Source organism: Pseudomonas sp. PA-7-1E, assembly GCF_021605325.1.
GTDB classification, from domain to species: Bacteria; Pseudomonadota; Gammaproteobacteria; order Pseudomonadales; family Pseudomonadaceae; genus Aquipseudomonas; species Aquipseudomonas fluorescens_BV.
In genome coordinates this window covers 56646-67907 of sequence record NZ_WKFA01000026.1, presented here as the reverse complement: position 1 = coordinate 67907, position 11262 = coordinate 56646, and the positions used below count along the sequence as shown (strand labels likewise).

The 11262-nt window shown below is 59.7% G+C and carries 6 protein-coding genes and 1 pseudogene; 1 reads left to right on the top strand and 6 read right to left on the bottom strand.

The genetic code is table 11. From position 1 onward, the window contains the following. A pseudogene (locus GIW79_RS17700) lies at positions 1–81 on the top strand (ACP phosphodiesterase); the annotation flags it as partial. A 124-nt stretch (positions 82–205) separates the two neighbouring features. On the opposite strand, the gene poxB reads toward GIW79_RS17700, so the two are convergent. The 6 genes from poxB to GIW79_RS17670 all read right to left on the bottom strand — a co-directional run bounded on the left by poxB (position 206) and on the right by GIW79_RS17670 (position 11242). Beyond that, positions 206–1930: a ubiquinone-dependent pyruvate dehydrogenase gene (gene poxB, locus GIW79_RS17695; RefSeq protein ID WP_054897504.1), complete on the bottom strand. Its 1725-nt coding sequence runs from the start codon at positions 1928–1930 to the stop codon at positions 206–208. 78 nt (positions 1931–2008) lie between these two features. Beyond that, positions 2009–3241, bottom strand: coding sequence for an NADH:flavin oxidoreductase/NADH oxidase family protein (locus GIW79_RS17690; RefSeq protein WP_034126069.1), 1233 nt, complete (start codon positions 3239–3241; stop codon positions 2009–2011). Positions 3242–3462: 221 nt separating this feature from the next. Further along, a complete protein-coding gene (locus tag GIW79_RS17685; protein ID WP_003190711.1) occupies positions 3463–3957 on the bottom strand; it encodes a DUF934 domain-containing protein in 495 nt (164 codons plus the stop codon). Further along, positions 3941–5599 carry a nitrite/sulfite reductase gene (locus GIW79_RS17680; protein ID WP_003190712.1) on the bottom strand — a complete coding sequence of 553 codons (1659 nt, stop codon included), beginning with the start codon at positions 5597–5599 and terminating at the stop codon, positions 3941–3943. Before GIW79_RS17680 ends, GIW79_RS17685 begins: the two co-directional genes overlap by 17 nt. A gap of 527 nt (positions 5600–6126) precedes the next feature. Next, on the bottom strand, positions 6127–6345 hold the full coding sequence (locus GIW79_RS17675) for a DUF2970 domain-containing protein (protein WP_054897507.1): 219 nt from the start codon (positions 6343–6345) through the stop codon (positions 6127–6129). Positions 6346–6397: 52 nt separating this feature from the next. Then, on the bottom strand, positions 6398–11242 hold the full coding sequence (locus GIW79_RS17670) for a dermonecrotic toxin domain-containing protein (protein WP_236454623.1): 4845 nt from the start codon (positions 11240–11242) through the stop codon (positions 6398–6400). Positions 11243–11262: the final 20 nt, after the last annotated feature.

The following is an 11262-nucleotide window of genomic DNA, read 5'->3' as shown; positions in this document are numbered from 1 at the left end:
GGTGTGTCGGACAAGACCAAGCCGTTCCTGCAGGCATTCATCGATGCCTACGGCAAGTGGGTAGAAAAGCAGAAAGGCTGAAATTAGCCCGGCACCTGTAGGAGCGAGCTTGCTCGCGAAAAAACTCGACGACAACGCGTTCATTCAGGATGTCAGCGTTACCGTTAGCGATCTTCGCGAGCAAGCTCGCTCCTACAGTAGGGGGTTATCGCAACCAGTTGGTGCGTGCCAGTTCGATAACCTCATCGCCACGCCCGCTCATCACCGCCTTGAGCATGTACAGGCTGAACCCCTTGGCCTGTTCCAGCTTGATGCTCGGCGGCATCACCAGTTCCTGAGTCGCGGTCACCACATCCACCAACACCGGGCCATCGTGGGCCAGGGCTCGGCGCAGTGCCGGCTCCAAGTCTTCGGATTGCTCCACACGTATGCCCAAAATGCCCATGGCATTGGACATGGCCGCGAAGTCCGGGTTTTTCAGCTCGGTGCCGGTGTCCAGGTAACCCGCAGCCTTCATCTCCATCGCGACAAAGCCCAGGGACGAATTGTTGAACACCACGAGTTTGACCGGCAATTGCAGTTGCGCCAGGGAAATGAAATCCCCCATCAACATGGTGAAACCACCGTCCCCGGACATCGAGATCACCTGCCGTCCAGGGAACGCCGCCTGGGCGCCGATAGCCTGAGGCATGGCGTTGGCCATCGAGCCATGGTTGAACGAGCCGATCAGCCGGCGCTTGCCGTTCATCTTCAGATAACGCGCCGCCCACACGGTGGGTGAGCCGACATCGGCGGTAAAGATCGCATCATCATCGGCCAGTTCGCTGAGCAAGCGCGCCACATACTGGGGATGGATTGGCCGGCCGGCCTTGGACGGTTGCGCCAGGTCATCCAGGCCTTGGCGGGCTTTTTCGTAGTGCTTGAGGGAGGTTTCGAGGAAGCTGCGATCGGTCTTGCGGGTCAGGCGCGGCAACAGCGCGTCGATGGTTTCACTGACGTCGGCGGCGATGCCCAGGTCCAGGGTCGCACGGCGCCCCAGGGCTTGGGGGTTGCGGTCCACCTGGATGATCCTGGCGTCGGTCGGGTAGAACTGGCGATAAGGGAAGTCGGTGCCGAGCATGACCAAGGTGTCGCAATCGAGCATGGCGTGGTAGCCGGAGCTGAAACCGATCAGGCCGGTCATGCCGACGTCGAACGGGTTATCCCACTCCACGTGCTCCTTGCCCCGCAGTGCGTGCACCACCGGCGCGCCGAGGGCGTCGGCCAGCGCCACCACTTGATCGTGGGCACCGGCACAGCCGCTGCCACACAGCAGGGTGACTTTCTCGCTGCTCTGGAGCATGTCGGTGAGGCGCTGCAAGTCCTGCTCAATCGGCACGGTGCGCGGTGCGTGCAAGGCCGGCCACGGCTTGAGCTTATCTTCCACCTCCAACAGCGACACATCCCCCGGAATCACCACCACCGCCACGCCTCGGTTGAGGATCGCCGAACGCATGGCACGGTGCAGCACCTGAGGCATCTGCTCGGGGTTGCTCACCAGCTCGATAAAGTGGCTGCATTCCTTGAACAGCTCCTGGGGATGGGTTTCCTGAAAGTAATTCAGGCCAACCTCCGAGGACGGAATTTGCGCGGCAATCGCCAGCACCGGCACATGGTTGCGATGGCAATCGAACAAACCATTGATCAAATGCAGGTTACCCGGCCCGCAACTGCCGGCGCACACCGTCAACTCGCCGGTGGCCGCCGCTTCGGCACCGGCAGCGAAGGCGGCGACCTCCTCGTGGCGCACATGCATCCACTCGATGCTGTCCATGCTGCGCAGGGCGTCGGTCAGGCCATTGAGGCTGTCGCCGGTGAGCCCCCAGATACGCTTGATACCCGCTTGTTCCAGGGTGGTCGCCAACTGCTGGGCCAGGTTGATTTTCGCCATGAGGAACTCCAATCGTCAGTGAGGTTGAAAAACTGCTGATCAGTAGGGGACAGTTCAATCACGGCGAATGCTCCGCCATTAATGTGAAGATTGCGTCATGCTCGCGCGATACTGCCGCGTACGCCGCGCGATAAACCACTGGTCACAGGCCAATGCCAGCCAGGGCGCAACGTTGGGGTTGGGCAGACGGCCGCGGCTCAGGCGACGCATCTGGTCGCGCACCACGGCGAGGGTGGCGAGGGCGGCCAGCGGTTTGCGCTTCCATTCCATGGGCCGCAGTTGTGGGTTGAGGTCGCGACCTTCACGCCACTGTTTGATCAGTTGCGGCTCCAGGGTCAGGGCGGTGGCGATGCCGGCCATGGCGATGCCGCTGTCCAATACTTGCTGGACCACCGGCAAGCGGCGAATACCTCCGGTCACCATCAGTGGCATGGTGGCGATGCTCGCCATTTGCGTGGCGAAATCCAAAAAGTAGGCTTCACGGGCCAAGGTGCGGCCGTCCCGCGCTTCACCTTGCATGGCCGGCGCTTCATAGCTGCCGCCGGACAACTCAAGCAAATCGATCGGCAGTGTATTGAGCATTTCCACTACAGCGCGTGCATCGGTCTCATCGAAGCCGCCGCGCTGGAAGTCTGCGGAATTGAGCTTTACCGACACACAAAATGAAGGGCTGACATTGGCCCGCACGGCACGGATGACTTCTAGCAGCAGGCGTGCCCGGTTTTCCAGGGAGCCGCCCCAACGGTCGGTGCGATGGTTGCTCAAGGGCGAGAGGAACTGACTCAACAAATAGCCATGGGCGCCGTGGATCTGCACCCCGGTGAACCCGGCTTGCTCGGCCAGGCGGGCGCTGGTGGCGAAGCGCTTGATGACGTCCTGGATGTCGTCTTCGGTCATGGCCTTGGGTTTGGCGAACATCTTGGAAAAACTGCCCACATCCAGCGCAATAGCCGAGGGTGCCAACGCTTGTTGACCGAGGTTGGCCATGGTCTGGCGGCCCGGATGGCTGAGCTGTACCCAGAAGTGCACACCTTTGGCCCGGGCTACGTCGGCCCATTCACGAAAACTGGCCAGGTGTTGCTCGTTTTCCAGCGCGACACCGCCAGGGCCGGTCATGGCGCGGCGGTCGATCATCACGTTACCGGTCAACAGTAAGCCGGGCTCGCCGTCGGCCCAGGTCTTGTACAGCTGCTTCAATGCTTTGGACGGTGCCTGATGCAGGTCCGCCATATTCTCTTCCATCGCGGCCTTGGCGATGCGGTTGGCGATGACTTGGCCGTTGGGCAGTTGCAGCGATTCGAACGGTGACATGGGTTAACTCCTGAGCAGGGGAGGTCTCAGGCTAAGCTTAAAGTTAACTTTAATGTCAAGCGGCAGTCGATCACACAGGATTGACGGGCGACGGAACTGTAGGAACGAGGGGGACGCCCAGTTCTTGCTCGCGAAGAACGCGAGGGCGCCGCTACAGCCAGGCGACCTGCGTTATCGTTCAGGTTTTTCGCGAGCAAGCTCGCTCCTACAGGGACAAGGTGTCAGCGGCGGCGGAACAGCGGCAGTGGTTCATCGGTGGCCGCTTGATAGGTCACCGAGAAATCCTTGAGACTTTCCAGCGCTTCGTACGGGTCTTTGTCCGCGCGCAAGGCGAAGGCATCGAACCCGCAGCGGTGCAGGTAGAACAACTGGTCACGCAGCACGTCGCCAATGGCCCGCAGTTCACCCTTGTAGCCATAACGGTCACGCAGCAGGCGGGCGTTGGAGTAGTTGCGCCCGTCGGTGAAGGCCGGGAAGTTCAGGGCGATGACCTGAAAATGCTGCACGTCATCACCGATTTCTTCGGCTTCTTCATCGGCGTCCAGCCATACACCCAAACCGCCGTCGCGGGCCTTGAGGGCGTGGCCGTGCTCGCGCCACAGGGCCAGCGGCACGATCAGGTCGTCGCAGTTGGAGATGCCGTCGAAGCTCGCGTCCTTGGGCAGCAGGTGCCAGGTTTCGTCGACGACTGCGTTGTTCTTAATGATTCGCTGCATAGACACGCTCCTTGAACAGGTCGATGCCGATGCGCTGGTAGGTGTCGATGAAGCGCTCATCTTCGGTACGCTGTTCGATATACACGTCGATCAGCTTGCCGATCACCTCCGGCATGGCTTCCTGGGCGAAGGATGGGCCGAGGATCTTGCCCAGGCTCGCATCGCGGCTGGCGCTGCCACCCAGGGACACTTGGTAGAATTCTTCGCCTTTCTTGTCCACGCCCAGGATGCCAATGTGGCCGACGTGGTGGTGACCACAAGCGTTCATGCAACCGGAGATGTTCAGGTCCAGCTCGCCGATATCGAACAGGTAATCCAGGTCGTCGAAACGGCGTTGGATCGACTCCGCAATCGGGATCGACTTGGCGTTGGCCAGGGAGCAGAAGTCGCCGCCCGGGCAGCAGATGATATCGGTCAGCAGGCCGATGTTCGGCGTAGCAAAGCCGCCTTCGCGCAGTTCGCCCCACAGGGTGAACAGTTGGCTCTGTTCAACGTCCGCAAGAATGATGTTCTGCTCGTGGGAGGTGCGCAGTTGGCCGAAGCTGTAGCGCTCGGCCAGGTCGGCGACCGCGTCCAGTTGCTTGTCGGTGATGTCGCCAGGTGCAACGCCGGTGGGCTTGAGCGACAGGGTCACTGCCACGTAGCCCGGCTTCTTGTGCGCCAGCGTATTGCGCGTGCGCCAGCGGGCGAAGCCTGGGTGTTGCTGGTCGAGTGCGGCCAACTCGGCGTCCTGATTGCTCAGGGCCTTGTACTCAGGGTCGACGAAGTGCTTGGCGACGCGGTGCACTTCGGCTTCGGTCAGGGTGGTCTGGCCGCCGCGCAGATGTTCCATTTCGGCATCGACTTTCTGGGCAAACACCTCAGGGGTCAGCGCCTTGACCAGGATCTTGATCCGGGCCTTGTACTTGTTGTCGCGACGGCCATAGCGGTTGTAGACCCGCAGGATGGCGTCGAGGTAGCTCAACAGGTCCTGCCACGGCAGGAACTCGTTGATGAACGCACCGACCACCGGCGTACGACCAAGGCCGCCACCCACCAGCACACGGAAGCCCAGCTCGCCTGCAGCGTTGTACACCGGCTCCAGGCCGATATCGTGGACTTCGATGGCGGCGCGGTCCGAGGTCGAGCCATTGATGGCGATCTTGAACTTGCGTGGCAGGTAGGCGAACTCAGGGTGGAAGGTAGTCCACTGGCGCACGATTTCGCACCACGGCCGTGGGTCGATCAACTCGTCGGCAGCGACGCCGGCAAATTGGTCGGTGGTCACGTTGCGCAGGCAGTTACCGCTGGTCTGAATGGCGTGCATCTGCACGGTAGCCAGTTCAGCCAGGATATCCGGCACATCTTCCAGGGCCGGCCAGTTGAACTGCACGTTCTGGCGGGTGCTGATATGGGCATAGCCTTTGTCGAAGTCGCGGGCGATCTTGGCCATCATTCGCGTCTGGCGCGACGTCAGTTGGCCATAGGGCACGGCCACCCTCAGCATCGGCGCAAAGCGCTGAACGTAAAGGCCATTTTGCAGGCGCAGAGGGCGGAACTCTTCTTCGCTCAGTTCACCTGCTAAGTAGCGTCGGGTCTGATCACGGAACTGCTTGACGCGGTCCTCGATGATGCGCTGATCGTATTCGTCGTATACGTACATATAGGTCCTGTTCTCGGCAAATCTGCGCGCACGGCCGCGCACTCCCAACGGAGCCGGCGCACGATACCAGTTTGCGTATATGCGCAAAAGTGATGTTTGGGTATATGCACATAACCAAACTGACTAATGAGAACAGTTATCGCGATACCCACATTTGTCATGGGGGCAAGACTGGTCTTTACTGTGGACGAGTCTTAGTGCAGTCACCTATAAAACCGACAAGAGGCGATGCGATGAGTAATTCCACCAAAGCCCGTAAACCTGACAGTACCGTTGATGCCTGGGCCATTTTGTTTCTGATTATTCTCGTGGTCGGGACCGCTGTATTTTGGGTCAGCCACCAGTGATAAAACCGTTGATTGAGCAGCGACTGGTTGTCGAGTAGCCAAGATGATGGCGGTCGATATTCAAGGTTCATCTGAGCGCCTGCATTTGTCAGCGCCGCCAGCGCCGGTGGATTCCGTGGGCTGGCGGTCGTTGGCAAACCGGCGTCCTGTTTATGCGTTCAGTCTGCATCGGCGGCTGCGTTAAACACCGGCCAGGTACAGCACCAGCTTGACGATGCCAAACAGCGTCAAGGCAAACACCACCGTGAACGCAATGCCCAGGATCACAAAGTGGCTGGGTTTGCCATGGGTGAAATCGCGGGCGCGATTCTTGCCGCTTTGCACACCGAACGCGGCGGCCGTCACGCTGTGCAGCATCTGCCGGAAGGTCGGTGGTTTGTCATCGATTGGATCGTCCATAAACCCCTCGTCAACAAGGTTCTCATGCAGAGTATAGACAGTCTGTCGAGGCTCATTTGGAAGCCAGTACCTCCAACCCCAGGAATAGCCGCTGATCAAGCGGTGACTTGATCTCGGCTTTCTCCAGGTTGACCACGGCGCGGTTGTCGGCACGCGCCTGTTCAATCAGTTCCCGGCGCGTATATCGCTGTTCACTCGGGGTTTTAAGGTGACCGAAATCAGGTTGGGAGGGCGCTTGATCGACGGCCGAATAATGAAAATGCGCGTACCACAAAACATTGTCCTTTCCCTTTATACCCGCCCTGATTTTGCTTTTATCGCGTACTGCATACTCGGTGAGAAAGTCACCGGCCTTCAACGGCACGCGGCTCTTCACCAGGTTGATATCGACAAAACCGTGTTTCCACAAGTAATCGACGTGGGAGGCTTTGGGGCGTTGCAACTTGTACCCTTCGCTGCAACGCTCACGTGCCTGTTGCGTTGCCTCGGCCGCCAGGCTGCGGTACTGATCGATCAACGTGCGAGCGCCGGGATCGTTGGCGTGATCGCGCTGGAGTTCTTCGGCAAGGGTTGTGAACTTCGCTGCGTGCTGGGTCAGTATCACATCCCACTCAAGGGGATCGAGGCTTTCCAGTCGGCCCGGGTCGCGTAACTTTCGTTGTTGGAAGGCGATGCTGCTGTCAATGCCGGTACGCTCGTCCCTGACGGTTTGCGCCTGTGCTTCTATGGTCTTCAGCGAACGCTTGATTGCCGTCGGCGCGGGCGCTGAGGGCCCAACCTCTTCAACCACGTTCCATACACCTTCGCCGGGGTGTTCAAGGTAGGTGGCGAGGGTTTTTCCGGTAAGCGGGTCCTTGATATCGACGAAGTTACCCGGTGTGTCGCGCTGGGCAGGGCGCACTTCACCCACCAGGGTCCTGCGGTCACGGGTCTTGATCACTCTTCGGTTCGGTGCTTTCTGCCGTGTGATGCGCTCGGGCGTTGGCAGTGGCGCGAAGCCTTCTTCCACCAGAATCAAATTGGCCAACTGCGCCTCAAGGCTGGTGCGGGCATAAGCCAGATAGTCCAGAAACGGTTGGCGATGCTCCTCGCGAATGAAGCCGGAATTCATTTCAGCCAGCGACGTGACAGCGTTTTCCAATTGCTCATATCGCTCCAGAACGTCCTTGAGGACGTCGATCTGCTCTCGGGCCGAATAGCCGGTAGTGGTGAGCATTTCCGTATGCGCCATCAAGCTGGTTGCGGTTCTCTTGTCGGTCAGCTCGCGTACGAATGGAAATTCCGTTGGGTTGCGCGAGTCATTCATGCGATTGAACACCAAGTCCATGAACACCAGCAGGGCGTGCTGTTTGATCGCGACCGAGCGGATGTTTTGGTCAGAGGGCTTGCCTTGCAAGAGTATCTGGCGCAGGGCCGGGTCTGCCTCTTTGAGTAACGTCTCGATCTTTTCAGCGGGCTCGACCATTTCCGTAAGCGCGGCAAGCTGGCGTTTTTTGGTGATGATGTAGTCGTCGTAGGCGTCGCTGATGTTTTGCGGCAGCTCCCGTGATGCGCGGGCGCTGAGTTCAGCGTCGGTTTCGCCACGATCGGTTTCCAGGGCGTCTGCCATTTTTTGCGACACCGATTCGTAGATGCCTGCCCAGAAGTCAAAATTGCTTTTGCTTGCCCTGTTTCGCTCCCTTACATAAGTGGGGTCAGTCCTGTCGACAGCCATCAGTTCGCTGGTCTTGGCTTCGACTTTTTTCATCAGCGTCATTACCTCGCGGCCGTACTGCTGGAAGTTATCGAGGGCGATATTCCACTGCGTCCTGGCTTGGGCCGCCGCGACGCGCCGTTTCTCATGACGGATAAGAACTTCTGCGTGCAACTTCGGTATGTTCGCGGAACTGGCCAGCAATAACCAATCCTTGCGCAGGCTTTTGCTTTGTTCAACAAGTTGGGCACGGGCTGCGTTCAGAGTGCTTTGTAGCGAAAGCGAAGTGGGTATCAGCGAGAATATTTCGGCATTCAGTGCTTGCAATTCGGCCTTTAATACACCCAGTTTTTCGGCACGTTCCTTCTGCCATTTACTCAAGCGTTCCCGGGGCATTCCTCCCTCCAGCCTGGCGTGAGTGTCCAGGCGCCAGTGCCCCTGGTGGTCGCTTATCAGCTTGAAACCGGGGTGTTGCGGATATTGCGGGTGTACCAGATAGACCTCGTTGAATCCCGGCACGACATTGACCTGGAACAGCAACCCGCCGAGGCTGGCGTGCCAGGTGCCATTTATGCGGTAAAGGCCTTTGAGCGGGCCGCTGCCTTGCGCAGTCGGCAAGGGTTCAGGCCATGGCACATTGATGTCCAGCATCGCCCTCAGTCGTTCGCTTGCGTGTGGGCTTGCCAGCGAGCGAATGAAGTCCAGGGCGGTGTGGCCTGATGCCGGGGGTTCTCCCGGCAATGACACTGCGCCAGAACGTATCACTGGCGCATCCTGTGGTGGCGGCAGGCCTGGTGCACGGCGCCAGGTTTCAAGGCGCAACGCGCTGTCGGTTGCACTCGGTGGCGACAACGGTTTGGCAGAAGGCGATGCGCCATGCAGCAACACCATCGCAGTATTGAGCAGCAGATCAATCAGCGCCAACTCGCGGGTGGTGGGATCGTTGCTGTCCAGGCCCGCCAAGTCCTGCTCCAGGCTGGCAACCAGCACCAGGAACCAGCCGGCCAACATGGCTGGGCCCTGTACCAAGGGCAGCAGCAGTGTATTGAACAACAGCCAGGCACCCTCCATCACAATGGCCCATCGGCTTTCGGTGTTGGAGATCGACTCGCGGTCCGCCAGGTCGACCAGTGCCCGTGCGGTGCTGCCAAACAGATGGTTGGGCAGTTGGCCGTTGAGCTGGGACTGGAGCCATTCACCGGCGCCGTCATCGACGGCCAGGGTCGCGGGCGCTGGTTTCTCGGGTCGGTTGAACTCGTCGCCGGGCAAGAAACGGATGAGGTGCGGCTCTTTGATGCCGCCGTGTGCATAGATGGGGCGCGCCTTGTCCGACAGCCAGGTCAGCACGCTGTCCTGCAACGCACCCGGTTCGGCGATGGCCTCCAGCAGCGCCTGGCGCGTGGGGTATTCGTTGAGGGACTCGGCGTACAGCGGTCGGTACAGCAAGTGTGGGCCGACCTGGGAGTCGCGAGGCTCAATGATAAACATATTATTCACTTCGTCCGGCGTGGCCCCGGCTTTACGGCACAACGCCAGGGGGCGCAGGACGATTTCCTGATCGTTGACGAGTCTGAGCGAAGGCGTTTCTCCCATGAGCGCCTTGACATACTGATAACCCGTCACGGTCATGCCATGCTGCTGGCGGACCTTGAATTCCAGCGCCTGCATCGGCAGATGAGCCTTCAGTTCGCGAGTAAACAGCAACTCGCGGCGACGCGCCTCGACGGTATCGGACAGCAGCAGATCTTTGAGGGCATTAGGGTAGGTGGTGCCGATATCGACGCGCTGGATCAGGCCGTTGCTGCCCATCAGATAGTCTTCATTCAACCAGCCAGGCAGTGGCGTGGCTGTTGTGGAAGACAGCTTCAACGTACCTTTGGGCTTGCCGGCCAGATTCTTCAGGGCCAGCTCCGTCAGCGACATGCGCACGTGTTCGATGATTCCCGCGCCGCCCGGATAACCTGCCGCTACCGCAAAGTCCAACAGCACCGCATCAGGGTCGAAATCGCCGTGATCGGTTTGCATCTGCTTGCGCAATGCGCTGCGGCTGAATGTGTGGATGTTTTCAATACCCTCGTTGAACGATCGCCCCTGGTTTTTTTGCAGAGCATGCGCCATATCCTGCAAGTGGCGGTGATAGGCGAAACGATCCGCGGGCTCGGCTTGCTTGAGCCATTGCGGCAGTTGCTGGCTCACAGTGCCAAGGCGCTCGGTGTCGGGCAACTTGATGTCGGTAAAATACCTGGCCGGGTTGGTGATCATGTCCAGGCGTTGATCGAGTTCTTTTTCGTCTTGCCCCTGGAACGATAGGGCTGCCAGGTCTTCGAGTTGTTGGTTGAGGATCAGCCCGGCCTGTTGTTCAAACACGTTGGCGGCAGTTTCGTTGCGTTGCCAAGTGAGGCTGTCGAACTGAAACTCGCGTTGCATCCTGCTCCCCCAGGCCTGGCTGAACGCCTCCAGCGAATCAAACGCCTGGATTGCGCCGGCTACGCTGTAGAGCAACACCTGTTTATCGCGTACCAATAACAGGTCCGGGGTCAATACCCGCACCGTCTTGCCGAGGCGGGTGAGTGTGCTCTCGATGAAATATACATAGGTGGCGGGTGAGGAACGGGGCAGGCGCTCACGTTGCGCTGGCCAGGCGGCGACTACCGCCAGCATATCGCGCTGCACGTCGCTCAGCGGTGACTGGCTGGCCGCAGTGGCAATCATCTGACCATTGAGAAACTCTGCAAGCCACTGCCAGCGGCTGTTGCCATGATTGTCGACCTGGCTCCAGTAGTCGGCCAGATCGTGTTGCATGTACAAGTAAAGGGACGCGGGAAATTCGTCAAGAATCTGGGCGACCACCTGCATGTCGAGCGGCTGGCCATCCCCGGTCTTGAGCGCGGCGGGGGGCTGTGTCGTGAGGAAGTACGGACGCTCGCGTACGGCGCGCAGGTCAAGTAACTGTGGGTTCAGTACATGGGCGACAGCCACCTCCATGAGTGCGGGGTAGGTGTATTCGCCATTGGGCTGAGGGCTGGCCAGTTTGACCGCAAGCCAGTCGAGGTCCAGCGACGGGTAGTGCTCCAGCATCCGGCTGCGCAATGCCTTGAAGACGACGGAATACAGCGCCGGCCGCGTAGCGAAGCGCTCATGCACTGCCTGGGCGGGCAGTTGGCGAAAGGCTGAGTTTGACGAGGGAGTATTGGGTTCGGTCATGATGACATGCGTTTCCTGTA